Source organism: Halobellus inordinatus (assembly GCF_024498335.1).
GTDB classification, from domain to species: Archaea; Halobacteriota; Halobacteria; order Halobacteriales; family Haloferacaceae; genus Haloquadratum; species Haloquadratum inordinatus.
In genome coordinates this window covers 1,139,484-1,164,467 of sequence record NZ_CP101825.1, presented here as the reverse complement: position 1 = coordinate 1,164,467, position 24,984 = coordinate 1,139,484, and the positions used below count along the sequence as shown (strand labels likewise).

28 protein-coding genes and 1 tRNA gene are annotated in these 24,984 nt (G+C 68.3%); 20 read left to right on the top strand and 9 right to left on the bottom strand.

All coding sequences use genetic code 11. The features are described 5' to 3' along the window. Positions 1–76 precede the first annotated feature (76 nt). Together NO362_RS05965 and NO362_RS05960 are read left to right on the top strand one after the other, a co-directional pair. Positions 77–1,540 carry an endonuclease/exonuclease/phosphatase family protein gene (locus tag NO362_RS05965; protein WP_256546480.1) on the top strand — a complete coding sequence of 488 codons (1,464 nt, stop codon included), beginning with the start codon at positions 77–79 and terminating at the stop codon, positions 1,538–1,540. A 38-nt stretch (positions 1,541–1,578) separates the two neighbouring features. Beyond that, the gene (locus tag NO362_RS05960) at positions 1,579–2,388 is read left to right on the top strand and encodes a class I SAM-dependent methyltransferase (RefSeq protein WP_256546479.1); all 810 of its coding nucleotides are present in this window, start codon (positions 1,579–1,581) and stop codon (positions 2,386–2,388) included. Positions 2,389–2,433: 45 nt separating this feature from the next. On the opposite strand, the gene NO362_RS05955 is transcribed toward NO362_RS05960, so the two are convergent. Further along, positions 2,434–3,078, bottom strand: coding sequence for a DUF7095 family protein (locus tag NO362_RS05955; protein ID WP_256546478.1), 645 nt, complete (start codon positions 3,076–3,078; stop codon positions 2,434–2,436). A gap of 371 nt (positions 3,079–3,449) precedes the next feature. Here NO362_RS05955 and ncsA point away from each other — a divergent pair, with 371 nt between their 5' ends. Beyond that, a complete protein-coding gene (gene ncsA / locus NO362_RS05950; protein WP_256546477.1) occupies positions 3,450–4,415 on the top strand; it encodes a tRNA 2-thiolation protein NcsA in 966 nt (321 codons plus the stop codon). A gap of 146 nt (positions 4,416–4,561) precedes the next feature. On the opposite strand, the gene ftsZ is transcribed toward ncsA, so the two are convergent. The 3 genes from ftsZ to NO362_RS05935 form a co-directional block, all read right to left on the bottom strand. Further along, positions 4,562–5,773 (bottom strand): cell division protein FtsZ, encoded by a 1,212-nt coding sequence (ftsZ, locus tag NO362_RS05945; RefSeq protein ID WP_256287881.1) that lies wholly within the window; start codon positions 5,771–5,773, stop codon positions 4,562–4,564. 4 nt (positions 5,774–5,777) lie between these two features. After that, positions 5,778–5,957: a transcriptional regulator CdrS gene (gene cdrS, locus NO362_RS05940; protein WP_121558722.1), complete on the bottom strand. Its 180-nt coding sequence runs from the start codon at positions 5,955–5,957 to the stop codon at positions 5,778–5,780. Positions 5,958–6,168: 211 nt separating this feature from the next. Beyond that, complete coding sequence (locus NO362_RS05935; protein WP_256546476.1) at positions 6,169–6,774, bottom strand: double zinc ribbon domain-containing protein; 606 nt, start codon at positions 6,772–6,774, stop codon at positions 6,169–6,171. 140 nt (positions 6,775–6,914) lie between these two features. On the opposite strand from NO362_RS05935, the gene NO362_RS05930 reads away from it, so the two are divergent. From NO362_RS05930 to NO362_RS05870, 13 genes are all read left to right on the top strand, one after another. After that, positions 6,915–7,577 carry an HAD family hydrolase gene (locus tag NO362_RS05930; protein WP_256546475.1) on the top strand — a complete coding sequence of 221 codons (663 nt, stop codon included), beginning with the start codon at positions 6,915–6,917 and terminating at the stop codon, positions 7,575–7,577. Beyond that, entirely contained in the window at positions 7,568–8,524 is a 957-nt protein-coding gene (cbiB, locus tag NO362_RS05925) for an adenosylcobinamide-phosphate synthase CbiB (RefSeq protein ID WP_256546474.1), read from the top strand. Before NO362_RS05930 ends, cbiB begins: the two co-directional genes overlap by 10 nt. Next, positions 8,515–9,279 carry an adenosylcobinamide-GDP ribazoletransferase gene (gene cobS, locus NO362_RS05920; protein WP_256546473.1) on the top strand — a complete coding sequence of 255 codons (765 nt, stop codon included), beginning with the start codon at positions 8,515–8,517 and terminating at the stop codon, positions 9,277–9,279. The genes cbiB and cobS overlap by 10 nt, the downstream gene beginning before the upstream one ends. Further along, positions 9,264–9,890 (top strand): NTP transferase domain-containing protein, encoded by a 627-nt coding sequence (locus NO362_RS05915; RefSeq protein ID WP_256546472.1) that lies wholly within the window; start codon positions 9,264–9,266, stop codon positions 9,888–9,890. Before cobS ends, NO362_RS05915 begins: the two co-directional genes overlap by 16 nt. After that, positions 9,881–10,903 (top strand): nicotinate-nucleotide--dimethylbenzimidazole phosphoribosyltransferase, encoded by a 1,023-nt coding sequence (locus tag NO362_RS05910; RefSeq protein ID WP_256546471.1) that lies wholly within the window; start codon positions 9,881–9,883, stop codon positions 10,901–10,903. Before NO362_RS05915 ends, NO362_RS05910 begins: the two co-directional genes overlap by 10 nt. After that, positions 10,893–11,948, top strand: coding sequence for an aminotransferase class I/II-fold pyridoxal phosphate-dependent enzyme (locus tag NO362_RS05905; protein ID WP_256546470.1), 1,056 nt, complete (start codon positions 10,893–10,895; stop codon positions 11,946–11,948). Before NO362_RS05910 ends, NO362_RS05905 begins: the two co-directional genes overlap by 11 nt. Positions 11,949–11,989: 41 nt before the next feature. Then, a complete protein-coding gene (locus NO362_RS05900; RefSeq protein ID WP_256546606.1) occupies positions 11,990–12,757 on the top strand; it encodes an adenosylcobinamide amidohydrolase in 768 nt (255 codons plus the stop codon). An 81-nt stretch (positions 12,758–12,838) separates the two neighbouring features. Further along, positions 12,839–14,143, top strand: coding sequence for a cobyrinic acid a,c-diamide synthase CobB (locus NO362_RS05895; RefSeq protein ID WP_256546605.1), 1,305 nt, complete (start codon positions 12,839–12,841; stop codon positions 14,141–14,143). An 82-nt stretch (positions 14,144–14,225) separates the two neighbouring features. After that, positions 14,226–14,498: an eL43 family ribosomal protein gene (locus NO362_RS05890; RefSeq protein ID WP_121568868.1), complete on the top strand. Its 273-nt coding sequence runs from the start codon at positions 14,226–14,228 to the stop codon at positions 14,496–14,498. A 41-nt stretch (positions 14,499–14,539) separates the two neighbouring features. Further along, positions 14,540–14,674 carry a DNA-directed RNA polymerase subunit P gene (locus NO362_RS05885; RefSeq protein ID WP_089764242.1) on the top strand — a complete coding sequence of 45 codons (135 nt, stop codon included), beginning with the start codon at positions 14,540–14,542 and terminating at the stop codon, positions 14,672–14,674. Positions 14,675–14,686: 12 nt separating this feature from the next. Then, complete coding sequence (locus NO362_RS05880) at positions 14,687–14,995, top strand: KEOPS complex subunit Pcc1 (RefSeq protein ID WP_256546469.1); 309 nt, start codon at positions 14,687–14,689, stop codon at positions 14,993–14,995. A gap of 92 nt (positions 14,996–15,087) precedes the next feature. Further along, positions 15,088–15,474, top strand: coding sequence for a prefoldin subunit beta (locus NO362_RS05875; protein WP_121568870.1), 387 nt, complete (start codon positions 15,088–15,090; stop codon positions 15,472–15,474). A gap of 4 nt (positions 15,475–15,478) precedes the next feature. Beyond that, complete coding sequence (locus tag NO362_RS05870) at positions 15,479–15,730, top strand: DUF3194 domain-containing protein (RefSeq protein ID WP_256546468.1); 252 nt, start codon at positions 15,479–15,481, stop codon at positions 15,728–15,730. 111 nt (positions 15,731–15,841) lie between these two features. Here the strand turns inward: NO362_RS05870 and NO362_RS05865 are convergent, their stop codons facing one another. Beyond that, entirely contained in the window at positions 15,842–17,749 is a 1,908-nt protein-coding gene (locus NO362_RS05865) for a DUF2070 family protein (protein ID WP_256546467.1), read from the bottom strand. Between the two features lie 40 nt (positions 17,750–17,789). Next, positions 17,790–18,338 (bottom strand): GMP synthase subunit A, encoded by a 549-nt coding sequence (locus tag NO362_RS05860; protein ID WP_256287870.1) that lies wholly within the window; start codon positions 18,336–18,338, stop codon positions 17,790–17,792. Positions 18,339–18,552: 214 nt separating this feature from the next. On the opposite strand from NO362_RS05860, the gene NO362_RS05855 reads away from it, so the two are divergent. Continuing rightward, positions 18,553–18,987 (top strand): universal stress protein, encoded by a 435-nt coding sequence (locus tag NO362_RS05855; protein WP_256546466.1) that lies wholly within the window; start codon positions 18,553–18,555, stop codon positions 18,985–18,987. Between the two features lie 194 nt (positions 18,988–19,181). Here the strand turns inward: NO362_RS05855 and NO362_RS05850 are convergent, their stop codons facing one another. Next, the gene (locus tag NO362_RS05850) at positions 19,182–19,760 is read right to left on the bottom strand and encodes a DUF7097 family protein (protein WP_256546465.1); all 579 of its coding nucleotides are present in this window, start codon (positions 19,758–19,760) and stop codon (positions 19,182–19,184) included. A gap of 191 nt (positions 19,761–19,951) precedes the next feature. Here NO362_RS05850 and NO362_RS05845 point away from each other — a divergent pair, with 191 nt between their 5' ends. Both NO362_RS05845 and NO362_RS05840 read left to right on the top strand, forming a co-directional pair. Continuing rightward, positions 19,952–20,299 (top strand): DUF192 domain-containing protein, encoded by a 348-nt coding sequence (locus NO362_RS05845; protein WP_256546464.1) that lies wholly within the window; start codon positions 19,952–19,954, stop codon positions 20,297–20,299. Positions 20,300–20,410: 111 nt separating this feature from the next. Next, on the top strand, positions 20,411–21,979 hold the full coding sequence (locus NO362_RS05840) for a (R)-citramalate synthase (protein WP_256546463.1): 1,569 nt from the start codon (positions 20,411–20,413) through the stop codon (positions 21,977–21,979). 228 nt (positions 21,980–22,207) lie between these two features. On the opposite strand, the gene NO362_RS05835 is transcribed toward NO362_RS05840, so the two are convergent. Together NO362_RS05835 and NO362_RS05830 are read right to left on the bottom strand one after the other, a co-directional pair. Then, positions 22,208–22,292, bottom strand: a tRNA-Ser gene (locus NO362_RS05835). A gap of 75 nt (positions 22,293–22,367) precedes the next feature. Continuing rightward, entirely contained in the window at positions 22,368–24,062 is a 1,695-nt protein-coding gene (locus NO362_RS05830; protein WP_256546462.1) for a sensor histidine kinase, read from the bottom strand. A 207-nt stretch (positions 24,063–24,269) separates the two neighbouring features. On the opposite strand from NO362_RS05830, the gene NO362_RS05825 reads away from it, so the two are divergent. Then, a complete protein-coding gene (locus NO362_RS05825) occupies positions 24,270–24,965 on the top strand; it encodes a DUF6989 domain-containing protein (protein WP_256546461.1) in 696 nt (231 codons plus the stop codon). The last annotated feature ends 19 nt before the right edge of the window (positions 24,966–24,984 follow it).

The following is a 24,984-nucleotide window of genomic DNA, read 5'->3' as shown; positions in this document are numbered from 1 at the left end:
CATCGTCAGCGGCCGGAACCGCTCGGGGTCGCTGAACGAACGTTCTTCAAGCGATACGTCCAACGTTCGACTATCCGTGGACGACACCGACCGCTCTGCAGCCGCGACCGACGCACCGTGGACTCGCCGACGGCTACTCCGCGTCGGGGGCGGGTCGTTGGCTGCCACGACGCTTCTGGCGAGTGGCGCCGCCGAACGAAGCGGCGCGACCGCCAGCCCTGACACCGAATCTGGAGTCACCGGCACGAGAGCGGTTGCCAGCGACGGTGGTCTCTCCGTCTCCGTCGCGACGCAGAATCTCGGCCTCGGCGCGGACTTTCTGTCGATCGCGCGCGACAGCGACGAGGCGACCGTCCCCGAGCGCGTCGGGGCGCTCTACACAGACGTGCGAAAGAGCAGGCCCCGCGAACGGATGGTGGCCATCGCCCAGGAACTCACACAGCGGCGACCGGCGATCGTCGGCGTACAGGAGGCGGCGATCGTCCGCCGAGGCTCCCGGACGGGCAACGACCTCGAATCGCCCGACTCCGACGGTATCGTCTTCGACTTCCTCGACGCGCTCCGCGCGGCGTTGCGCGCTCGCGAGACGCCGTACCGCCCGGTTGCAGTCGCGACGAACGCCGATCTCGAATTCCCGGGCCGCGTCGACGGCGAGGCGATCGACGTTCGGCTGACCGATCGGGACGCGATTCTCGTTCGCGAAGACGCCGACGTGACCGTCCAGGACACGTCGACCGCGACGTTCGACGCATCGCTCACGCTCCCGCTCAGCGCCGAGCGGTCCGTCGAGATCGAACGCGGGTACGCCCGGGCCGACCTGCGCGTCGCGGGCGAACCGCTCTCGGTCCTGAACACGCACCTCGAATCGGCGCTCGAAAGCGTCCGGACCGCACAGGCCACCGAGTTCGCGTCCGCGGTCGATGCCGGATCCACGCCGCTCGTCGCCCTCGGCGACTTCAACGACGGTCCAGACGGCGAGGGCGACGCGTACGAGATCCTGACGGAGTCGCTCTCGGACGTCGCAGTCGAAGGAACGAGCGCCACCGGCGAGACGGCAGCCACCGGAAGCACGGCGGCGACACCGGAAGCGCGGATCAGCGGGACGTGCTGTCGGCCGTCGTCGCTGCGGCCGCCGGACGAGGACGGACTGACGCGACGGATCGATCACGTGTTCGTCGACGGCATCCGCGCGAGTCACGTGCGTCGGTTCGGGGTAGAGGCCGTCGACGTCGACGGTGCGACGAGACGATGGCCGTCGGATCACGCCGGCGTGCTCGCGGCACTGACGACGGCACCGGCGGCGACGCCGACCGCGACGGAAGACGCGACGGCGACTGTCGCGAACGGATCGGCCACCTCTGAATCGGCGTCGACATCGCCGCAGACCGTCGAACCGACCGCGAAGTCGTCGGAGGCCGGGGGCGACACGGCCCCGAGCACGTCGGCCGAGAATCCCGGGTTCGGCGTCGTCGCCGCTCTCTCGGCGCTCGTCGGTGGGGCGGCCGGAGCGGCGCTGCTCGACCGGCGGCGCGACGCGTGACCGACTCGCTTTTTAGCGCGCCACCGGAACGGACGCCCGTGCGGAAGTTCTCGCCGGAGTACCTGCGTCGGACGCGCGAGGGGATGTGGGAGCAGTCCCGCGAGGCGTTAGAACCGCTCTCGCTCGCGGACCGTGAACGGATCCTCGACGCGGGCAGCGGCACGGGCGAACTCGCCCGCGTTCTCGACGAGGAGTCGCCGGGGCGCGTCTTCTGTCTCGACGCCGACCCCGACCTCCTGGCGGTGGCGCGCGAACAGACCGGCCTCGACGTCGTCGCCGGCGATGCGACACGGCCACCGTTCCGACCAGACTCCTTCGACCTGGTCGTCTGCCAGGCGCTGTTGGTCAACCTCCCCGATCCGGTCGCCGCGCTGCGGGCCTTCGCCGACTGCTCGACCGAACTGGTCGCCGCCGTCGAACCCGACAACGCCGACGTCGGCGTCGACTCCACGGTCGCCGCGGAGGTCGAACTGGAACGGAGCGTCCGCGGGGCGTACATCGAGGGCGTCGAGACTGACGTCGCGATGGGCGACCGGCTGGTCTCGCTGTTTCGCGACGCCGGACTCGAAGCGGTGCAGACGCGACGCTACTACCACCGGAAACTGATCGAACCCCCGTACGACGGGACGGAACTCACAGCGGCCGCGCGGAAAGCCAGCGGCGCGGCCCTGACAGAACACGAGGCGGAACTACGACGGACGCTCTCGGCCACGGAGTACGACACGCTCAGACGCGAGTGGCGCGAGATGGGACGCGAGGTCGTCGAGGCGATGCGCGAAGAGCGGTATCGGCGCGCCGAAGTGGTCCCGTTCGACGTCGTCGTCGGGCGCGTGAGCGGAAGCGTATGAGCGTGGCCGAAGGCGGCTAAATCCGAATCGACACGAGAGCCGGCGTCAGACGACGTCGCCGCGGACGGTCCGACCCGTCTGCGACGCGCGGTAGTCCTTCACAGCGTCGGCGGCCTCGCCGGCCGTCCCCTCGTCGAGGCCGAGCATCGACAGCGACTCTTCGAGCGTCGGGAAGACCAACTCGCCGCCGCGGAGCTTTTCGAGCGCCGACTCCGAGCGCTGGCCCTCGGCGTACAGACAGACGCCGCGCGGGTCGAGAATCTGCTCGTAGGCGTCGCGGGCGAGTGCGCCCTTCAACCGCTGCTGGACGTTGTCCTCGAAGGAGGCGTTACACACTTCCAGGTGGATCGGCTCGTCGTCGGGCACGAGCTGCGCCGCGAGACACTTTTCGGGGGCAGCGTGGCCGCTGGCGTTCGTGCGGAGGAGCTCCGGGTTCGCTTCGGCCCACTCCGCGGAGACGCTCCGGCCGACGCCTTTCACGCCGTGGGTGGCCTCGAACTCCGCGGCGGCGTCGGCGTCGCCCCGGAGGATGAGATCTTTCGTCAGGTAGATATCCAGGCGTTCGACGGGGTCGAGACCGAGCGCGACGTCGCCGTAGACCCACACCTCGCGCACGGGGACCGGCATCGACTCGGACTCGACCGCGTCGAGGACGGCTTCGACCCGGTCTAACGCACTCGCGCGTTCCATACCGCGCTATCGGGAGTCGGGGGCCGAATGTGTTTCGACGGCCGGCGGGTGAGAGGTGTCGGCCGCGCCGCTGTCAGAGCCAGTACCCTTTCGGCCGTCTAAGGAAGTCAGGCGAGTGACATATGTCCTCTCGGCACTGCGGTTTCGGAGGAATTTTGAGTGGGGTGTGCTTACGTCACAGTGGCACCTCTGGGGTGTCGATCGACCGGTCATCGCGACGGTGACCACTCGGGGCAACGCAACCCTGGGGTGCCTTCCCCCATCCCCCCCTCTCCCTCGATCACGCGTTCCCCATTCTGTTGACGTCGTTTCTCGCTACTCGAACGGTCGAGACGAAACCCGTATCCTCCCGCATCGCCAACGCCGCATCGATGGAGTGCGACAAGTGCGGCCGCGACGCCGTGATGCACGCTGGCTACTCCGGCGCACACCTGTGTGAGGAGCACTTCTGCGCGTCGGTGGAGAAACGCGTCCGTCGGCGGATCCGTCAGGACGGACTCGTGCCACGGGACGCCTCGCCCGAGGACCCCGAGCGCTGGGTCGTCGGCCTCTCTGGCGGCAAAGACAGCGTCGTGCTCACCCAGATCCTAGACGAGACGTTCGGCCAGGATCCACGCATCGAGATTCTCGCGTTGACGATCCACGAAGGGATCGAGGGCTACCGCGACGAGAGCGTCGACGCCTGCGTCGAACTCGCCGACGACCTCGACATCCAACACGAACTCGTCTCCTACGACGAGGAGTTCGGAATCCGGATGGATGAGGTCGTCGAGGACGACCCCGAGGGAATGGCCGCCTGTGCGTACTGCGGCGTGTTCCGTCGGGACCTGCTCGAAACGTACGCCGAGGAGTTCGACGCCGACATTATGCTGACGGGCCACAACCTCGACGACGAGGCCCAGACGGCGCTGATGAACATCCTCGAAGGCGACGTCGAACAGATGGCGAAACACTTCGACGCCAGCCTCGGCCCCTTCGACGAGCGGACCGAGTCCGAACACTTCGTGCCGCGCGCGAAACCGCTGCGCGACGTGCCGGAGAAGGAGGTCGCGCTGTATGCGCACCTGCGAGACCTCCCGGCGCACATCACCGAGTGTCCGCACGCCTCTGAGGCGTTCCGGGGCGAGATCCAGGAACTGTTGCTGAAACTGGAGGACGGCCACCCCGGGACGAGACACTCGATCATCTCGGGCTACGAGGAGTTGGCGTCGATGGCCGCCGATCGCTACCGTGGGGAGTCGACGCCGGAGATGCGCGAATGCGAACGCTGTGGCTCGCAGACGACGCGGGACGTCTGCCGGAAATGTCGGCTGTTGGAGTCGCTTGAGGCCGTCTGAACCGGACGGTCTGTGTGCGGATTACGGCTGAAAAAGCGGATATGGCCGAGCCGAAACGACCGGACGGTTGGAGACAACGGGCCGCGTACGCCGATAGCCGGCGCGTCCCGGCCGGACTGGAATCGGCCGGGAAGTGACGTCTGCGCTTAGCGGATGACGTCGAGTCCGTTCTGCTGTTCGCGCTGTTCTCGCCCCCCGTCTGACTGCCAGGAGCCGCCCGTGGCAGTCGATCCGGTGTTGGCGCCGGATCCGTTCTGCGCGAGTTCGACGTTGTCGCTTGCGTCGAATTCCGAAGATTCGAGACTCTGACGGGACCGATCGGCCTGCTTCTGGGTCGACGGTCCGAGCACCTGCGCGGACTGCACGCCCGTCATAATGGCCATCACGCGGACTTTGCCCTTGTACTCGTCGCGGATGCGTGCGCCCCAGATGACGTTCGCCCGCGCTTCGAGCCGCTCTGTGATGTTGTTCGCGATGCCCTCGGCCTCCTTCAGCGTGAGGTCGGGGCCGCCCGTGATGTGGACGAGTCCGCCCGAGGCGCCGCGGTAGTCGACGTCCAAGAGCGGGTGGTTCATCGCGTCGTTGACGACCTCCTGGGTCTTGTTCTTGTCCTGGGTCTGTCCGACGAGCATCACCGCGACGCCACCCTGATCCATAATCGTGGACATGTCCGCGTAGTCCAGATTGATCAGCGAGGGCTGGGTGATGGTCTCGGAGATGCCCTTGACCGTCTCGGCGATGATCTGGTCCATCACCGAGAACGCCTTGCCGATCGGGAGGTTCGGGACGTAGTCGAGCAGCCGGTTGTTGTCGAGGACGATGATCGAGTCGGCTTCGTTACGAAGCTTTTCGAGCCCCTCCTCGGCTTTGACTGTCCGCGCGCGCTCGACGTTGAACGGCGTCGAGACCATCCCGACGACGATCGCGCCCTGTTCTTTGGCGATCTTCGAGACGACCGGCGCGGCACCGGTTCCGGTGCCGCCACCCATCCCCGCGGTGACGAAGACGAGGTCGGCCTCGCCGAGGACTTCCTTGATCGTCCCCTGAGCCATCTCGGTCGCGCGCTCGCCCATCGAGGGGTCGCCGCCGGCGCCGAGTCCCTGCGTCAGCGACTTGCCGACGAGGATCTTCGTGTCCGCCTCGATCATCTTGAGGTGCTGTTTGTCGGTGTTGATCGCCACCGTGTCAGCACCGTCGACGCCGATGTTGTAGAGGCGATTGACCGTGTTGTTGCCGGCGCCGCCGCAGCCGACGATGACGATTCGGGGGCTCCCGAACTCGTCACCATCCGGAGCCTCGGTGGTTGCGTCGCGCTCTTCCTCGTCGCGCTCCATAGCCTCTCTGACAATATCTTGCATCGTCTTACACCTTGGCCCACGTGTGTTTGGTTGGCGAGTCGCGGCTCTCGGCCTGTTGTTCGTTTATCATTTCACGCACAGCCGAGCGGATCGCCTCCGACCGGTTCGGGAACTCCCCGGTCTCGACCATCTGTTCGACCTCCTCGATCTGCTGCTTCGGAATTCGTAGTGTCACACGCTCCATTGTTGCATTCCCCCGGTAAGACGGCGCGCACAGTCCGTGCGAACGTCTTACACCACCGAAATCGGCAGACAGCGGATCTCTCCCCCGCCCCCGACGGTTCTGTAAGACGACCGTCTTACGCAGAGATTACCACAGAGCGATACATTATAAAAGTAACGCCGGCCGTAAGACAAATACACGAAATTCGCGTATACGCTAGTTTCAGTGCCGTTTACGTCCGTTCGAGGACGTCGGCTGCCGACGTCCGGCGTCCACAGCTCGGGCAGAACGCCCAGTCGGATCTGAGTTCGTCGCCGCACTCACAGAAGACACGATGAGATGCCTTCTCCCCGCAGTTAGGGCAGTATACGTGCTCACCGTCGACGGTTTCACCGCACTTGTCACACGTCTTCTCGCGGGCGTCCGCACCGACGTCGGCGTCGCCGGATGCAGCGTGTGTCTTACGCTCTGTATCGCTCTTGTTCTGGGCCGCAGCGGAGCCGTTTTCGACCGTTTCAGACGACGCCGCGCCGTCGACGGTGACGTTGACGTTGAGGTCTCTCGCTCCACGCGGTTCTCGTCCGACGAGTTCGTCGAGTCGCTCGGCGACGAGTTCGTCGACGCGTTCGCGGATGACGTCGTCGACGGTGTCGGACGCCGAGTGGTCGTCAGTTTCGGTGTCGGTCTCTCCGGTGTCGGTCGCGTCGGCGTCGGTGTCACGGTCCGCCCCCTCGAGGTAGGTGCGCAGCGCGTCGCGCATCGCCTCGCTCTTCGAGGCGTCGAGCGCCTCTAAGCGCTCGACGAGATCGTCGTCGGCGCGGAACGTGATTTTACTCATCGGTTTAACATATGCAACCGACTATTTGAATCTTCCTTCGTGTCTGACGGCTGTCGGTCGACGTTTCCGGGCGGCTCAAGATCGAGAGCGATCGCCGGACCTCCGGCAAATTCAAGTCGACTTTCACCGACCCAATTGTAGTGGCAGTCACGTTCGATCTCTTCGGCACGCTCGTCGCGGTCGACCGCCCCGAGGATCCCGCCGCCGCCGTGGCGGCCGAGCTTCGCGACCGCGGGGTCGCCGTCCCCGACGACTGGCGAGCGGCCTACGCCGAACCCCACGTCGACGCCCCCGAAGGGGCCGAGGTCCCCCTCCCCGCGCACGTCGCCGCCGCGCTCCGCGCCCGCAACGTGGAGGTCCCGGCCAACGCCGCCCGGCGCGCTGTCGTCGCCGCCTTCGACCCCGAGGTCAGAACGCGTGCTGGGGCTGTCGACGCCGTGGCCGCGGCCTCCGAACGCGGGGCCGTCGGCGTGCTCTCGAACTGTTCGGTCCCCGAACTCGTGACGCGAACGCTCGTCCGCTCGGAACTCGACCGCGCCTCCTTCGATGCCATCGTCACGAGCGTCGGGTGCGGGTGGCGCAAACCACACCCGAAGGCGTTCGAGACGGTCGCGGGCGAACTCGGCGTCGAAGCCGGAGGGTTGGTCCACGTCGGCGACGACCCCGCGACAGACGGCGGCGTCGAGGCTGTCGGGGGGACGTTCCGGGACGTCAACGACACCGATCTCGACGCCCTCGCGACGGAACTGCGGCGCGAGGGGTCGCTCGGAGACGGTTCACGCGGAGGCGAGGAATGCCGGTGACCGCGACGGTCGCGGTCGGCCTCGCGGCCGGCCTCGACGCCGCGTTCGGCGAACCCCCGGCGCGGCTCCATCCGGTCGCGCTCCTGGGTCGCGTCGTCGCACGAACCGAGCGAGAGATCGAAGCGCGAGAGTCCTGGCTGGGGATGCGCCCGCGACTCGCTGGCGGCCTCGTCGCGGTCGTGCTCCCGATTGGGTTCGCCGGCGCCGCGGTCGCGACCGTCGCGGGCGGGACGAGCGTCCACCCGTGGCTCGGGGCGGCGCTGGCCGGTGGGGTGCTCTTCTCGACCACGAGCCTGCGACTCCTGCTCGGGAGCGCTCGGACAGTGGTTCGCGAAAGCGACACCGACCTCGGCGGCGCTCGCAACGACCTCCGCGCGCTCGCGGGGCGCGACGCTTCGGCGCTCGACGCGCCACACGTGCGCTCGGCAGCCGTCGAGAGCCTCGCGGAGAACCTCGCGGACGGCCTCGTCGCACCCTTGCTGGCGTTCGCGACCGTCGCTGGCGTCGCGAGCGCGCTCGGCCTGCCGTCGTCGGTGGCGTTTGCAGCCGGCGCGGCCGCCTGGGTCAAAGCCGTCAACACGCAGGACTCGATGCTCGGCTACCCCTCGAAGCCGATGGGCTGGGCGCCCGCCCGCCTCGACGACGCCGTGATGTGGGCTCCGGCGCGGCTCTCGGCGCTCCTGCTCGCGGTCGTCGCCGGCGCGCCGGCGCTCCCGTTCCGGCGTCGCGTTCGGGCGTTCGCCCGGAAGCCGTCGTCACCGAACTCCGGCTGGCCGATGGCGACGATGGCGGCGCTGCTGCCCGCGCGGTTGCACAAGCCGGATACGTACGACCTCGACAGCGACGCGCCGCTTCCTGACGTCGCGACAGCGACGAGAGCGATCCGCGTGACTCGGCGCGCGGGCGTGCTCGCATTCGTCCTCGCGGGGGTGGTCGCGTGGTTCTGACCGCGCTGCGCGGGGCGCTCCGCTTTCTCACGCGACTCCCCGTCGGCGGCGGCGACGCAGCCTGGGAGGCGTTCCGACGCACGCCCGTCTCGATCACGCTCGCCGGCTACGTCGTCGGCGCGCTGGCCGCACTACCGCTCGTGGTACCGATCCCGGTCCCGAGCGCCGCCGCACTGTATCTCGTGACGCTCGTGCTCCTCACGGGCGTCACGCACGCCGACGGCCTGGCCGACCTGGGCGATGCGGCGGCCGTCCACGGCGGCGTCGACGCCGCACGCCGGCGTGAAGTGCTCAAAGACTCACAGACGGGCGTCGGCGGCGCGCTCGCGGTGTCGCTGGCGCTCGTGACGCTCGGCCTCGGCGCGCTCGGTCTCGCCGGGACGCTCTCGTTCGTCGGGGTCACGCTCGCGCTCGCGGCCGAAGTGGGGGCGAAGACCGGCATCGCGCTGCTCGTCTGCACGCAGAAGGCGGCCCACGAGGGGCTCGGATCAGCGCTGACCGAGGCCGCGACTCCGACTGATCTGCTTCCCGTCGTCGTCGCCGTCCTTCCGCTGTTCGCGCTCGCGTCCGCCGTCGGGACCGGCTACGCGGGGCCGTTCGCCGCACTCGTTGCACCGGTCGCTGTCGCCTGGCTCGTTGGACGCTGGGCCGCGGGTACGTTCGGCGGGATCAGCGGTGACGTCCTCGGCGCGGCGAACGAACTCGGCCGCGTCGCCGGCGTTCACGCGGGGGTGATCGTATGGACGCTCTGGTGATGTGCGGCGGCCGCGGAACGCGGCTTCGGAGCGGGGACGGCGAGCGCGCGCTCGATGTCGAGAAGCCGCTGATCGAAGTCGGTGGGGCGTCGATGCTCTCGCGAGTCGTCGCCGCCCTCCGTGAGAGTCGGATCGGACGGACGGGAACCATCCACGCCGTCGTCTCGCCGCACGCACCCGAAACCGCGGCCCGAGCGCGGGACCTGTCGCTCTCGGTCGTCGAGACAGCGGGCGACGGTTACGTCTCCGACCTCTCTACAGCCCTCGACGCGGTCGGTCGCCCCGTGCTCACCGTTCCCGCCGACCTCCCGCTGCTCGCGGCCGAGCACGTCGACGACGCGGTGGCACGAGCGCGTGGCGACGTTGGGTCGGAGTCCGGGAACGACGACGCCGTGACCTCGCTCACCGTCTGCGTTCCCGCCGCGCTGAAGCGTCGCCTCGGTGCGTCCGTCGATACGGCGTTCGAGCACGACGAGCGAGACGTCGCCCCGACGGGGCTGAACGTCGTCGCCGGCGACGACGACACCGTGGCGTTGACGTACGACGCCCGCCTCGCGGTCAACGTGAACCGACCCGCAGACCGAGACCTCGCGGAGGCGCTATGCGAGTAATCCTCGTCGCAGGGACGACCCGCACGGCCGAAGTCGACGGGATCAGCGCCGCCGGCGCGTCCCGAGAGTTGCTCGTGCACACGCCGAGCGCCGACGCCGAGATCCTGACGTACGGTGATACGGTCCGGGCGCCCGTGACGCCGGTGAGTCCGACGGGCTGTCCGACGCCCGCAGTGGTGACGCGGGCCGTCCGGGAACTCCTCGACTTCGAGGTGACCGTCGTCGACGGCGGCCTGGCGCGGCCGACCGGCGCGCCGACGGTCACCGTGGGCGCACGCCCCGGTAGCGACATTCGCGAAGCGGACCCCGTCCCGACTGCTCCGGGCGCGTTCGCGGCCGCGCGGGAGTACGGCCGCGCGCTCCCGGACGAACGAATCGTCGTCGGCGAGACGATCCCCGGCGGGACGACGACGGCGATGGCGGTCCTCCGCGCGCTCGGCGAGGAGACGATTCCGGCGACGTCGTCGTCGCTGCCGGAGAACCCGCTCGACCTGAAAGAGCGCGTCGTCGCGGACGCGTTCGAGGGGTCCGACGTCGCGCCGGGGGACGGCGCACACACCCCCGAGTCCGTCCTCAGATACGTCGGCGATCCGGTACTGGCCGTCGCCGCCGGGCTGACTGCGGGGGCGCTCGAATCCGGGACCGACGTCGTCCTCGGTGGCGGCACGCAGTTGCTCACGGTCGCCGCGCTCGTCCGCCACGCCGGCGTCGCAGAGCGGGCGACGCTCGCGACGACGCCGTATCTCGCCGACGACGTACCGGGGCTCGACAACGCCGCGACAGGGCTCGACCTCGATCTCGTCGTCTCCGACCCCGGCTTCGACGCCGCCGAGACGGGGGCGCTGAACGCCTACGCCGACGGCGTCGGAAAGGAGGGCGCGGCGATGGGCGGGGCACTCAGACTCGCCGACGAGGCCGGCCGGTTGAGCGACGTGACGGACGCGACCCACGCCGTGCTCGACCGACTCGAAGGGGCGGATCAAACAGCCGCAGAGGGCAGAAGTGGACCCTGACAGCGTCGACACCGTCTCGCGCGTTCCCCACGGCGGGAGCGACGACGCGGGCCTCGTCGATTTCAGCGCGAACACGAATCCGGTCCGCCCCGAGGGCGTCGCATCCGTCTACGAGTCTGCGCTCGCGGACGCGACGCGTTACGCCGACGACTTCGCCGACTTCCGCGCGGCGGCCGCCGACTACGTCGACTGCGATCCTGCCGCTGTGGTCCCGACGGCGGGAGGGCTCGCGGCGCTCCGTCTCGCCTTCGGCGTCACCGTCTCGCCCGACGACCGCGTGCTCGTTCCCGAACCGAGCTTCGGCGAATACGCCCGCGAAATCCGGTTGCAGGGGGGCGGCCCCGTCGGCGTCGCCCACGACGAGGTGCTCGACGCGGACCCGAGCGACTACGACGCGGCAGTCGTCTGCACGCCGAACAATCCGACGGGCGAACTCGCCGATTCCGACGCGCTCCGGGCGTTCCTAGCCGACTGCCGGGCCGCAGAGACGCCGCTCGTCGTCGACGAGGCGTTTCTCGACTTCACCGACGCGCCGAGCATCGCGGGCGAACCGGGCTCGATCGTCGCTCGCTCGCTGACGAAGATGTTCGGCCTCCCCGGCATCCGCGCGGGCTTCGCCGTCGCGACCGGCGACCTCGGCGAGCGACTTCGAACGGCCCGCCCGGCGTGGGGGCTCTCGACGCCCGCCGCCGCGGTCGGAACGTACTGCCTCCGCCAAGATACGTTCGTCCGTCGCACGCGGGAGCGCGTCGCGGCCGAGCGCGTCCGGATGCGCGACGCGCTCGAACCGACGTTCGACGTCGCGCCCTCCGACGCGCCCTTCCTCCTGCTCGACGTCGGCGAGGCGCACGGCGGGGTCGGTGCAGAAACCGATAGCGACGCCGCCAACTCCGACTCCGTCGACGCCATCCTCGAACGCGCTCGTGCCGGGGGCGTGGCGCTCCGGGACGCGCGGACCTTCGAGCGACTGGATTCGCATATTCGCGTTGCCGTCCGCCGCCCGCACGAGAACGACCGACTGCTCGACGCCCTGTTAGATCGATGACGCGCGAGTCCGACCCCTCGGACGCGTCGCACGCTGCACCACTGTTCGCGACGACCGTCCGCGACGAGGTCTGCCGTCTCTACCGACCCGACACGCGGTGGCTCTCGACGGGATACGACGGCGGCGAGTCGCGGGCGGACGCCGCGTATCTTCTCTCGGTTCCCGAGGGCTGGGACGACGTGGACGTGACCGACTACGTGCGGCGGCGTCGCCGACGAGCCGGCTTCGAGGAGGCAGGTCCCGCGTTGCTTACGGGCGTCTCGATGCGGCACGCACACCGGGCGCACCTCGGTCCCGTCGAAGCCGTCGTCACCGCCGGCGTGAACAATCCGGCGGCGCTGCCGATGCCGGACGAGGCTGGACCAGAGCGACCCAGCCGTTCCCCGGACGGCGAGCGCAGACACGCCGGCACCGTCAACGTCGTCGTCGGGACGACCCGCGCACTGGCGCCGGGGGGGCTCGCGAACCTCGTCGCCGTCGCCGCCGAGGCGAAGGCGACGACGCTACTCGCAGAGACCGGGTTCCCCGGGACGACGTCCGACGCCGTCCTCGTCGCCTGCGACCCCGGGGGCGAGACGGCGCAATTTTCCGGGAGCGCGACCGCCGTGGGGTCGGCTGCACGGGCCTGCGTGCGCGACGCGTTGTGTGCCGCGCTCGGCTCCCGATACACCGACGAGGAGCCGCCGGAATCGGTCGCGGAAGCCGAGTACGGTGTCGTGACCGACGAGTCGGCGCGAGTAGAGCGTGTCGCCGGCGGCGAGTCCTTGTCGACAGGAGAGCGCGAAACGACCGACGCGTCCGGCGAGTAGCCGGGCGACTCCGCACGGAACCCTTTAACCGGTAGCGTCGTCGACACTCTCTCGATGACGACCGACGCGGTGCCCTCCGACCTGCCTGGATTCGTCCTCGCCGGGACGGCCTCCGGCGTGGGCAAGACCGTCGCGACGCTGGCCGTCTGTCGCGCGCTCGAACGCGCCGGGCGGACGCCGGTCGCCGCCAAAGCCGGCCCGGACTTCATCGACCCGAGTCACCACGCCGCCGTCCTCGATCGGCCGTCGCGGACGCTCGATCCCTGGATGGCGGGCGAGTCAGGGATCCAGCGCGCCTACGCCCGCGGGGCCGACGAGGGCGACGTCTGCGTCGTCGAGGGGATGATGGGCCTCTACGACGGCGACGTGAGCACCGCCGCTGTGGCCGAGGCGCTGGATCTGCCCATCGTCCTCGTCGTCGACGCCACCGCGGGGATGGAGAGCGTCGCCGCCACGGCCCTCGGCTTCCAGCAGTACGCCGAGCGCGCGGGTTACGACGTCGACGTCGTCGGCCTCCTGGCGGCGCGCGCTCACGGCGGGCGACACGAACAGGGGATTCGCGACGCCGTCGAGGGACTGCGATACGTCGGGCGAACGCCGCCGCTGGACGGTCTCGAAATCCCGGATCGCCACCTCGGGCTCCACTTCGGCGACGAATCGCCCGTCGCCGACGACGCGATCGACGGCGCGGCGCGACAGATCCGAACCGGCACGCTCCTCGATCTGGTTCGGCGGCCCCGTCTCGACACCGCTCCCTCGCTCCGCGCCGCCGACGAGACCGGCATCCGGGTCGCAGTCGCCGCCGACGACGCCTTCCGCTTCGTCTATCCGAGCACGCGTGATCGCTTCGCCGCCCGCGCGTCGACCGAGCCGTTCTCGCCCGTCGCGGGCGACCCCGTCCCCGAGTGCGACGCCGTCTACCTCCCCGGTGGCTACCCGGAGCGCCACGCCGCCGCGCTCGCGGAGTCGGAGACGCTCGACGAACTCGGGTCGCTCGCGGCGGACGGCCTCCCCATATTCGGGGAGTGCGGCGGGATGATGGTCCTCGGCGAGTCGCTGCAGACCGACGACGGCGACGACCACGAGATGGCCGGCGTCCTCCCCGTCGAGACGCGGATGACGGATCGACCGGTCGCGCTCGATCACGTCGGCGTCCGCGCCCGCGAGGACTGTCTCGTCGCGCCGGCGGGCGGTACGCGCCGCGGCCACGAGTTCCACTACTCGTCGGCGACGGCCGCGCCCGACGCTCGATACGCCTTCGAGATGGTCCGCGGCGCGGGCGTCGACGGGGCCAACGACGGCCTCTGTGAGTACCGCACGCTCGGGACCTACGCGCACTTTCACGTGGGATCGGGCGCGTTCGACTACTTGCTCGAAGCAGTGTAACGGCGCACGTCGGACTCGGAGGGCACCCACGGAGATCCATCTCGTAGGGTTTATGCCGACGCCGGAGGTACAACGCGGTACTATGGCCGACAATAAGGCGCGCACGACCGGCAGTGCCGGTCGCTTCGGCGCGCGGTACGGGCGCGTTGCCCGCCGACGCGTGAAAGAGATCGAAGAGGAGATGCGGAACGCGACGGTCGACGAAGATAGCGTCACCCGTCTCGAACCCGGCATCTGGCAGAACGACGAAACGGGCGAGGTCTTCACCGGCGGGAGCTACCGCCCGCAGACTCCCGGCGGCAAGCAGGTCCGTCGCTCCATCCGCGCCGCACTCTCCGGCGACGGCGAAGAGTAAGCGCGAAAGATCCAACACCCACTATCCCCACTACCTGAACGATGAGCTACAAGTGTTCCCGGTGTAAGCGCGACGTCGAACTGGACGAGTACGGCGGCGTCCGCTGTCCGTACTGCGGCCACCGCGTGCTGCTGAAAGAGCGCGCACCGGACGTCAAGGAAGTCCCAGTCGAGTAATCCCCTTCTTCGATGGCGAGCCGAGGGACCCCCGCCGACGGGGTCGCACACGAAGCCGCGATCGACTTCGAGTACGACGACGAGCGACGCGCTCGGCTCGTCACCGAGAGCGTCCGCGTCGAAGTCGACGAGATCGCGGACGATCGGTCCCGCGCCGACGTGACTCGTGAGGGCCGTACCGTCCACGTCGACGTCGCGGCCGCCGACCTCGTGGCGCTGCGCGCCGGAATAAATACGTGGATACGGCTGGTTCGCGTCGCCGAAGACGTCGAACGCGCGGGTGCGGAGCGACCGGGCACGGCCGGACGGCGAGCGGAGTGAGCGGCGGCGACGGCGACTGCTCCGAAGCGTCGTGAGCGTAGGCCGAGCGGAGAATACGGGCCTTTTTCAGTCCGCATCCCGTCGCCACGCGTATGCAGGGTAATCTGCCGCCGGAAGCGCAGGAGAAACTCGAAGAACTGCAGGACCTTCAGGAGACGGCCCAGAAGGTCGCCGCGCAGAAGGAACAGGCCGAGTCCACGCTCAACGAGTCGAAGACGGCGCTCGACGCCCTCGACGAGATCGACGAGGACACGACGATGTACCGCGAAGTCGGCGAACTGCTCGTCGAGACCGACTACGACGACGCACACGAGGAGCTTTCCGACAAGGTCGACAGCCTCGAGATCCGCGTCGAACAACTCGGAAAGCAGGAAGAACGCGTCGAACAGCAGTTCGAGAGCCTGCAGGAAGAGCTCCAGCAGATGCTCCAGGGTGGCGCAGGCGGCGGTCCGATGGGCCCCGGCGGCGCCGGCGCATAAGTCGATGCCGACCGACGAGGAAGTCGTCCAGACGGCCGCCGAGGCCGCAGAGGGCGTGATCTTCGCCCACTACAAGCAGTCGGAACTGACCGACTTCGACGTGACCGTGACGTTCGAGGAGGGCGTCCTCGACGTCGACGTCTACGTCAACGCTCCCGACGACGCAGAGCAGGATGCCGACGCCGTCGCCGACGAGGCCGCGCGGGCCGCCGGCGACGCCGTCGACGAACTGTTCGCGGCGGACGAAGACGAGTAATCGGGACACAGAGATCGGTCGTCGGTCGTCGTTTCTCGACCGGCGGAATTTCTTTTCCGGGTAGCAACCGCGCTGTCGGCGGTCGGGTATCCGAGACGGGGTGCCAGCGAGTCAGGCGAACAGGAAGATCAGGACGCTCACCGCCACCGCGGCGAGGATGATCGAGACGGCGAACGCGCCACCCATCGCGACGACCGCGTTCGCGTGGCTGGCGAGCGTCTCCGTGCGGTCGTTCCCGAAGACCGTGACCTCGGCGCGCTCGACGGCGACGCCGGCTTCGACGGGTTCGAGGTCCGCGCGGGCCTCCTCGAGGAGCTCACAGACGAGCGTGCGGAGTTCGTCCCACTCGATTGCGGCCCCGACCTGATTGTCCGCCTCGACGGTGTTGACGATGTGTGTGTCGGTGGTCATCACTTCCGCCTCGTCGACGGGGCCGTCGTCGACGAGCGCATCGACGAGTTCGCCGCGGAGCCCGGGTTCCATATTGTTGCCGTCGACGAGTACGTACGCCGTCTCCTGGTCGTCGACGGCGGTGACGGCGACGCGGACGCCGAGCGGTCCGATACCGTCGACCGGTTCCCAGTCGGTCTCGTCCCAGGCGACCCCGAGGTGTGGTTCGTGTCGGTCAGCCGTCGAGAGCCGCTGTCCGGAGATTCCGGCCGCACCGATCATATCGAACGCGCGCTGTGAGCCGGGCGTGACGTGCCCCAGGTCCGGACCGCTCAGCCCGTCGTTGGAGTTGTGCGCGTCGACGAGGACGACGTCGTCGAGGCCGCTCGTCCGGGCCTCCGCCGTCGCCGAGAGGCCGACGCCGTACTCGACATCGTCGGCGAAGCCGGGCGCGTACGTCGAGATCAAGAGCGCGTCGTCGCCGAACGCCTGCCCGAGCATCGACGCCTCGCCGGATCGGGTCCGGACGCTTCGGGTGGCATCGCTCGAATAGGAGACGCGATCCGCGGCGGTGTTTGCCGCGTCGAGGATGGTGTCGACCTCGCGCTCGGTCACGAGGTTGAAGTCGTGGCCGGCGGTGGCGTGCGGCGGGAAGACCAGCCCCGAGCAGTCGTTGGCGACGCGTTCGGGGAAGTTGCCGCCGCCGATCTCACCCATCGGACCGGGGTGGATCATCGGGAGGACGAACCGCGCCTTCTCGTCGCCGCCCGTGGTGCGAAACGAGAGCACCGAGACCGGGACGATCGCCTCTTCACCGAGTTGCTGGAAGAACTCCTCGAGTTCGCGTGAGCCCTCGGCGACGTGGCCGACGAACCCGCGGAGGAAATCGAGCATCGAGACGCCGAGACTCCGCCGCCACGGGCGGTCGACGGCGACGACGAAGGCGTACACCGCAAGCGCGTAGAGGCCGCAGGTGATCCCGAGCAGGAGGAAGTGCTCGGCCGAGATGGCGGATAGCTCTGCGGGCGCGTCCGCCGAGCGCGCGAGGTACGGCATCAGATACGCGTCGAGGACGGTGCCGCCGACAGAGAGTAGTCGGAGCGTGCCGCCGTAGATGAATAGCAGCACGGCCGCCGCGACCGTCTGGATGCTCGCCGGGAGCGCCGCGACGAGGATCGACGACCGCGAGACCGCCATCACGACGAGTAGGCGGAACGCGAACACCGACGCGAGCGCGACGACGAGCGCGTCGAAGACGAACTGCTGTTCGAGCCCGGCGAACACCGAGACGATGGCGGCGAGCGTGACGATCACGACGACGATGATCTCCGAGACCAGCGCTAAGAGTGAGGAGCGATTCGGCGTGAGTTTGCCGCCGACGAACCGATCGACGCCCGTCGTCCCGAACGCGGCGACGACGGTCGGGACGCCGATGAAGAAGATTCCTTCCCAGGCGTCGCGGCCGAGGAAGAACAGGCCGCGCCAGGTGCGGGCGTACGCGCCGGAGTCGAAGGCGGCGACGCCGGCGAGCGCCGCCAGGAGGAGCGCGAAGGCGAGACTGGCGTACCAACTCGGGGCGCGGAAGATGAATCGCGAGAGTCCTGCGAGATCGCTTTGTGTCGAAGTCATCGTGAGAGAGGGGAGGGGAAAGAGCGAGGGGACCGCCGCGCTACTCGCAGATCGCGACGAAGTTGCGGAACACTTCCTCGCCGCGCTCGGTGTGGGCGACCTCGGGGTGCCACTGCACGCCGTAGAGGTCGCGGTCGGTGTCGCTCATCGCCTCGACGTCGCAGACGTCGGACGTCGCCGTCCGGGTGAAGCCCTCGGGGACTTCCTTCACCTCGTCCGCGTGACTCGCCCACACGCGCGTCTCGGGCGCGAGCGAGCCGACGAGCGGGTCGTCGTCCTCGAGGATCTGTACGTCGACGTCGGCGTAGCCGCCGTAGTCGCCCGAGCCGACTCGCCCACCGAGTTCGGCCGCGAGGATCTGCATCCCGAGGCAGATCCCGAAGACCGGAACGTCGAGATCGAGGTAGTCGGGGCAGTTGCCGATGCGGTCCATATCCGGGCCGCCCGAGAGGACGATCCCGTCGGCGTCGATCTCCGAGGCCGGCGTCGTGTTGTCGAGGAGTTCGACGTCGACGTCGAGGTCGCGGAGCGCGCGTCGTTCGAGGTGGGTGAACTGGCCGTGGTTGTCGATGACGACGATGCGAGTCATCAGTTGCAGACTCTTACAGCGAAGGAAGGCAAAAAGCGCCCGGTCTGCTGACGGCACGTGTCAGTGGGGAGTATAATGGAACCAAACGGGACGCCGATCCGACGGTCGCTGCCACGCGCTGTAGGCCGACGACCCCGGCGAACGCGACACCGCAGTTCCCGCGAAGTCACAACCGTGCTAGTGATTATCAATGACGCGGTCGCGAGACTCGCGTATGCACCTACTGTTACCGTTCGACATCGTGCCCGTCGAGACGCAGGTGCCGCAGAGCGCGTTCGGCGTCACCCCGGCGAGCGAGCGCGCCGTGCGATACGCCTTCGACGTCTTCGGGAGTGGCGGCGACCTGCAAGTCACGGCGGTCGAGCTATCGACGGAGACGATCAGCCTCGAAGAGAATCTGGGCGTGGCCGAAATCCGGTCCATAGCGGACGAAGAAGGCGTAGACGCCGACGTGTCCAAACACTCCGTAACCGACGTCGGCTCGATGGCCGCGCTCCGCCGGGAGATCCTCGATATCGTCGAGCGCGGCGACGTCGACACGGTCGTGATGGGGTACGAAGACGGCTCCTTCGCCGACGCGGCGTTCTCGGGGAGCACCCCCGAGCGGATCCTCGAAGAACGGGCCGTCCCCGTCGTGCTCGTCCCCTGAATCAGCTGATAGGGATTATCGTACGTCTGCATAGATTTCTCGCCGGACGGTACGGCGAGAATCTCTGAACAGTTACGATAATCCCTATGAGAAGGCGTCCGCCCCGCGTCGTTCATACTGTCGGACAGGCGTTCGTGAATTATATTGGCACCCACGGGGTGCCGATACGCTTCACAGAGTCCTGTCCGACAGTATCAGGAGTCGTCGGCGTCGCGCCGCTCACGCGCGGTGGCGAACCCGAACTCCGTCTGCTCTTTCGAGCGCCGCTCCTCGCGAGCGGCGAACGCCTCGGCGTCGGGTTCGACATCGTCGTCGATCCGGGCGAAGGAGTTGTGGATCTTGGCGTGACACCACCGACAGAGCGCGACCGTGATCTCGTGTGATAGCGACCCGTCGGAGTTGCCGCCATCGTCGCCCGCAGTGCCGACGCGCCGCCCACGCGTACTCGCGCTCTCCCCGTAGGAGAGGTGATGTTCTTCCAGCAGCGGCCGGGAGCCGTCGTGCGCCATCCGCACCGATTCGAGACCGCAGCGGACGCACTCGCGGCCGTCGGTCGTCGAGCGGTAGTGCGGACAGTCGCGGAACTCGCAGTCTTCGTCGGCGGCGACACAGTCGTAGTCGGCCGCACGGCGCGCGGCGGCGAATTCCGGGTCGTCACCGGCGCGGTTCAGCGCGAAGCGACACCGGCCGTCGCTGGTGAGGTGATCGCAGACGCCCGCGTGCTCGTAGGGGTCGTCGACGCCGACTGGCGTGCCGGTTGGCGTCTCCCGCATACTGATAGAGATTATCGTAAGCCCTCATAGATTTCTCGCCTGACGGTACGGCGAGAATCTCGAACAGTGACGATAATCCCTATGAGAGAGCGTCGCCGCCGAGTTGAATCCGCCGGTGCAGAGTCGAATCATACAGTGGCCGAAGCCGCGTCAGTCGAGCGATTTATTCGTCCGCCGGGAGAGCGCCACCTGTGCTACTCGAACACCGCCGAGACGGGACCCGACGGACCCTCGCCAGCGACGTCGACGTCGCCGATACGTTTCTCTCGAAGGCGCGAGGGCTGATGTTTCGGCGGTCGATTCCGGACGGGTACGCGCTGGTGTTCCCCTTCGGCGAGTCGGGAAAGCGCGACCTGCATATGATGTTCGTGCCGTTCGACATCGACGCGCTGTGGCTCGTCGACGACGAGGTGGTGGCGAAAAAACGACTCCGCGCGTGGCGCGGCGTCGGGATCGAGACGGCGGACACGGTCGTCGAACTCCCCGCCGGCGCCGCAGACGACGTCGAATCGGGTGACACCGTCCGACTCGTCGAGTGACGACGTCACCGGCGACGACGGCGTCAGGTCGGTAACGCGACGCGGGACATCTTGTCGAGAGGCGTTAGTTTAAATATCTGCACGTCCACAGTCCGTGTGAGCACATGACTCGTGGTCGATTTATTCGGGGGTAACCCCGACAACCCCCTAGCATCCATCGTGGATTCTGACGATTCTGTACAGCTTCTAGATACGACGCTACGCGACGGTGAGCAGGCCCCTGGCGTCTCGCTGACGCCCGACGAGAAGGCCGACATCGCCCGGTCGCTCGACAGAGCGAACATCGAGTTCATCGAGGCCGGCAGCGCCTGCACCGGCGAGGGCGAGCGCGAGACCATCCGGCAGGTGACCGCGCTCGACCTCGACGCGACAGTGACGAGTTTCGCCCGCGGCGTCCAGCGGGACATCGACCTCGCGCTCGACTGCGACGTCGACGGCGTCACCATCGTCGTGCCCGCCAGCGACAAGCACGTCGAGCGGAAGGTCGGCACCACCCACGACGAGGTGGTCGAAAAGACCGGCGACCTCGTCACCTACGCGAAGGACCACGACCTCTGGGTCGAGGTCATCGGCGAGGACGGCTCCCGCGCGGACTTAGACTTCCTCGAACGCCTGATGCGCGAGGCGCTCGATGCGGGCGCCGACCGGTCGTGTTACGCCGACACCGTCGGCCACGCCACGCCGGAGACGACCTACGAGTACGTCTCCCGGCTGGCAGAACTCGGCCCCGTGTCGACGCACACCCACGACGACCTCGGGCTGGGGATGACGAACGTCTGGGCCAGCCTCGCCGCCGGGGCGGATCTCGTCCACGGCACGATCAACGGCATCGGCGAGCGCGCCGGCAACGTCGCGCTCGAAGAGGTCGCGATCGCCTTGGCGCACGGCTACGGCGTCGAGACGATGGACCTCGACGAGGTGTACGACCTCGCACAGCAGGTCTCCCACGCGACGGGCGTGCCGCTGCCGCCGAACAAGGCGGTCGTCGGCGAGAACGCCTTCACGCACGAGAGCGGGATCCACACCGACGGAACGCTCAAGGACGACACGATGTACGAGCCCTACCCGCCGGAGATGGTGGGTCGGGAGCGACGGCTCGTCCTCGGCAAGCACGCCGGCCGTGCGGGCGTTCGCGCCGCACTCGACGAACACGACGTCGACGTGTCCGAGGAGGATCTCGCGGCGATCGTCGAGCGCGTGAAACGGCTCGGCGACCGCGACAAGCGCGTCACCGACGCCGACCTGCTGGCGATCGCGGAGGACGTGCAGGGTCGCGAGCGCGACCGTCACGTCGAACTCCTCGATCTCACGGCCGCCTCGGGCGGCGGCACCCCGACCGCCTCGGTCCGTATCCGCGTCGGCACCGAGGAGCGCGTCGCCTCCGGAACCGGCAGCGGCCCCGTCGACGCCGCCGTCAAAGCGGTCCGGGCCGCGCTCGGCTCCGACGCCGACGCCCAACTGGAGTCGTACCACGTCGACGCGATCACCGGCGGCACCGACGCCGTCGTCACCGTCGAAGTGGAGATGTCGAAGGGCGACCGGACGGTCACCGTCGCCACCTCGGACTCGGACATCACCCGCTGCAGCGTCGAGGCGATGGTCGAGGCGCTCGATCGACTCCTCGCCAGCGACGCCGTCGAAGACGAACCCGAACCGGAAGACGCCCTCGCCGACGACTGAGAAGCGTTCTCATACCCGCGTCGGGATGTGCGCCCGGTGATTCTCGCCCGGTTCTGCCGGGCACGCGTTCACAGACGACCAGCGGGTGCTATCGCCGCCGCACCAGAGCCGCGCGAGAGGGCATAGAGCGATTCTCGTCACCACCCGAGACGACCGCGAGGGCCCCGGTACGGCAAGAACGGACGGTGAGCGGTGCAGACGCATCGCTCGAAGGCGAAAGTTCAGAAGCGCCGAGGGTGAGATTTGAACTCACGTGTCCGAATGGACAGCAGATTTCGAATCTGCCGCCTTGGCCGGGCTAGGCTACCTCGGCTACACTCTCTGTTGGACGGCGACGCGTTTAATCGGTTTCGATTTTCGAGAGATCGTCGGACGTCGTGGCAGCGGCTCACGCACAGTCGCTGGGGAAGCGGAGGCGGATGACGCTGGCTTCCGTCTCGGTCGGCGGCGAGTCTGCCCCGACCGCGTCGTCGCCGTCCGCATCCCCGAAGCGCAGTTCGCCGCCGTTTTCGATCACACACCAGTACGCGAGCCAGAGCCCCAGTCCTTCGGCGTGCTGAAGCGGCGTCTCCGACTCCGCTGCGAGGGCTTCGCGGTCGACGGCTGGGATCCCGGCCCCGCTCGATTCGATGCGGACGACGACGTCGTCGCGGCACTCGACCCCGACCCGGAGGGTGAGGTCGTCGCGGTCGGCCTGCGAGACGAGCAGTTCCAGCAGTTCTCCGACGGCCGTCGCGAGCGACCCGGCGTCGGTGAGTTGCGCCTCCGTATGGGCGGCGCCCTCGAACTGGATGACAACGTCGGGGTACTCGCGTCGGGCCTGGTGGACGACGCTGTCGACGAGCGCGGTCACGTCGTGCGTCGTCGAGGGCTGCGAGTGCGAGTCGTCGAGTTCGGACACTTTCCGGGCCTTGTCGCTGACGGTGAGGAGGTCGTCCGTGCGGGAGAGAATCGACTCCGCGGCTCGGGTCGCATCGTCCGCCGAGCCCGACGCGACGAGATCCGCGTACCCGCGAACGACGTTCATATCGTTGCGGAGATTGTGCCGGAGCACTCGGTTGGCCACCTCGAGTCGCTGTTCGTATCGATGGCGGCTGGTGACGTCGCGCAGCGCTACGGCGTAGCCGATCTCGTCGCCGCGCTCGTCGGTAAGCTCTGAGACGCGGACGTCGTAGGCCAGGTTGTTCGCGTCGGTGACGGTGGTGCCGTGAAGCTGATCGAAGGGCCGATCGGGAAACACCGCCGTAATCGAGTGGCCGATCCGTGGCGCGGGGTCGAGCACGCGGCAGGCGATGTCGTCGGCGTCGACCACGACGCGGTCGGTGTCGAGGACCACGAGCCCGTCGCCCATCGCCTGGAGCGCTTGTCGGCGTGCGATGGGGACGCGTTCGAGCAGATCAAAGTGATAGAGGCTGAGTACCAGGAGGACCCCCGTAAACGAGAACACGAACGGCGTCAGGTCGAGGTTGGGGATGGGGCTCACGCCGAGCATAAACGCCATATTCGAGAGGAACGGCGGGAGCGGCGCGATGAGCAGGACGACCACTTGCTTCCAGTACACCAGCGACCAGCGGATCCCGACGAAGAGGATCATACTCATTCCGACCGCGACGGCGACGTACGCGAGGACGATGTGCGTGTAGTAGAGCGGCCCGAACACGATGTCGATTGCCGATCCCGCCGTCGCCGTCGTGTCCGGCGCAACCGTCCAGACGAGATTGTGCGATGCGTTCGTCGCGACCGCGAGAACGACGGCGAACGGTTCGACGGTGAGTAGTCCCGCGCGCACCGGGGTGAGCCACTGCGAGCGGCTGACGTACTGGACGACGAAGACGAGCCACAGGATCGGGACGACGGTCGAGAACGCAAAGGAGAGTTCCCACCAGACGGTCTGTGCCGCGACGGAGTCGAATCCGAGCTGGATCGCGTACGCGAGCGCGGAGAGCCCGACGACGAGATGGAGTGCCGCGATCTCCGGGCCACACCGTGAGTCCCGGTGCTGCCAACCGAGGACGACGACCACTGCGTACACGATGACAGTAGCGAACCCGACAGCGGAGATCGCAGTGAGTTCCCACGGCATACGAGAGTAGTGACGTGTTTCCCCGAAGCAGCCCTGGTACATCAAACCACCAGTCGACAGAGCGGTTCGAATCGGCCTACGACGGCGGGATGGTCCGAAACACAGCCAAACGTGATACGCTGTGTAAAAATTTGACAACGTGGTCAGTCCGATCGAGGCTGAAGGAAGTTTTATTCCGGCGCTAGAGCGAGTAGCGCCATCGACCGGATGAGAGAAACACTCGACGCGAGCGCGGAGGGAGTATCGGACCCGAAGGCGTGGGCGCTCACGGCGACCGATCGGCGAGTGCTCGGCTGGCTCGGCGTGAATCTGCTCGTCTTCGGGCACGTCGTGGCTTTCGAGACGCCGCTGTGGCTGACCTACGCGTACAACGGTCTGCTGTACGCGATCGGAATCGGCGTCGCATTGCGGTCGCCGGAGATTCGCGACGTCTTCGTGCTCGGGAGCGTCGCAGGCGTGTTAGAAGTGGGTGTCGACGCGTTTCTCGTCTCGACGGGGTCGTTAGTGTATCCGGATTCGCTTCCGATGCTCCTGGGATCACCGCTGTATATGCCGATCGCGTGGGCGCTCGTCGTCACCTACTTCGGCTACTTCGGACGGCGACTCGACGAAATCGCCGGACCCGTCGCCGCGACCCTCGGTCCGGCGGTGACCGGAATGATACTCGTGGGATTCTTCGAGTACGGAGCACACTACGCCGGCATCTGGAGCTACGCCATCGCACCGTTCGCGATGCTCGGTCACGTCCCGGCGTTCATCGTCGTCGCGGAGGGCGTAATGTTCGCCGCGCTCTACTGGGTCGTTCGACTGCGCCGACCGCTGCTCGGGGGCGTCGGCTTCGCGGCGGTCATCTCGGTCAGCTACGTCGGTAGCTACGCGCTGTTTTCCGCACTCGGCGGCTGAGTCGCGGCAGCACGTGCCC

What these genes read in the sequence shown, in the direction of transcription:
- NO362_RS05885 (WP_089764242.1), top strand. Translation starts at nt 14,540, where the DNA reads ATGAGCTACAAGTGTTCCCGGTGTAAGCGCGACGTCGAACTGGACGAG.
- NO362_RS05860 (WP_256287870.1), bottom strand. Translation starts at nt 18,338, where the DNA reads ATGACTCGCATCGTCGTCATCGACAACCACGGCCAGTTCACCCACCTC.
- NO362_RS05875 (WP_121568870.1), top strand. Translation starts at nt 15,088, where the DNA reads ATGCAGGGTAATCTGCCGCCGGAAGCGCAGGAGAAACTCGAAGAACTG.
- NO362_RS05855 (WP_256546466.1), top strand. Translation starts at nt 18,553, where the DNA reads ATGCACCTACTGTTACCGTTCGACATCGTGCCCGTCGAGACGCAGGTG.
- NO362_RS05870 (WP_256546468.1), top strand. Translation starts at nt 15,479, where the DNA reads ATGCCGACCGACGAGGAAGTCGTCCAGACGGCCGCCGAGGCCGCAGAG.
- cbiB (WP_256546474.1), top strand. Translation starts at nt 7,568, where the DNA reads ATGCCGGTGACCGCGACGGTCGCGGTCGGCCTCGCGGCCGGCCTCGAC.
- NO362_RS05850 (WP_256546465.1), bottom strand. Translation starts at nt 19,760, where the DNA reads ATGCGGGAGACGCCAACCGGCACGCCAGTCGGCGTCGACGACCCCTAC.
- ncsA (WP_256546477.1), top strand. Translation starts at nt 3,450, where the DNA reads ATGGAGTGCGACAAGTGCGGCCGCGACGCCGTGATGCACGCTGGCTAC.
- NO362_RS05880 (WP_256546469.1), top strand. Translation starts at nt 14,687, where the DNA reads ATGGCGAGCCGAGGGACCCCCGCCGACGGGGTCGCACACGAAGCCGCG.
- NO362_RS05910 (WP_256546471.1), top strand. Translation starts at nt 9,881, where the DNA reads ATGCGAGTAATCCTCGTCGCAGGGACGACCCGCACGGCCGAAGTCGAC.
- NO362_RS05915 (WP_256546472.1), top strand. Translation starts at nt 9,264, where the DNA reads ATGGACGCTCTGGTGATGTGCGGCGGCCGCGGAACGCGGCTTCGGAGC.
- NO362_RS05890 (WP_121568868.1), top strand. Translation starts at nt 14,226, where the DNA reads ATGGCCGACAATAAGGCGCGCACGACCGGCAGTGCCGGTCGCTTCGGC.
- NO362_RS05865 (WP_256546467.1), bottom strand. Translation starts at nt 17,749, where the DNA reads ATGACTTCGACACAAAGCGATCTCGCAGGACTCTCGCGATTCATCTTC.
- ftsZ (WP_256287881.1), bottom strand. Translation starts at nt 5,773, where the DNA reads ATGCAAGATATTGTCAGAGAGGCTATGGAGCGCGACGAGGAAGAGCGC.
- cdrS (WP_121558722.1), bottom strand. Translation starts at nt 5,957, where the DNA reads ATGGAGCGTGTGACACTACGAATTCCGAAGCAGCAGATCGAGGAGGTC.
- NO362_RS05830 (WP_256546462.1), bottom strand. Translation starts at nt 24,062, where the DNA reads ATGCCGTGGGAACTCACTGCGATCTCCGCTGTCGGGTTCGCTACTGTC.
- NO362_RS05825 (WP_256546461.1), top strand. Translation starts at nt 24,270, where the DNA reads ATGAGAGAAACACTCGACGCGAGCGCGGAGGGAGTATCGGACCCGAAG.
- NO362_RS05955 (WP_256546478.1), bottom strand. Translation starts at nt 3,078, where the DNA reads ATGGAACGCGCGAGTGCGTTAGACCGGGTCGAAGCCGTCCTCGACGCG.
- NO362_RS05935 (WP_256546476.1), bottom strand. Translation starts at nt 6,774, where the DNA reads ATGAGTAAAATCACGTTCCGCGCCGACGACGATCTCGTCGAGCGCTTA.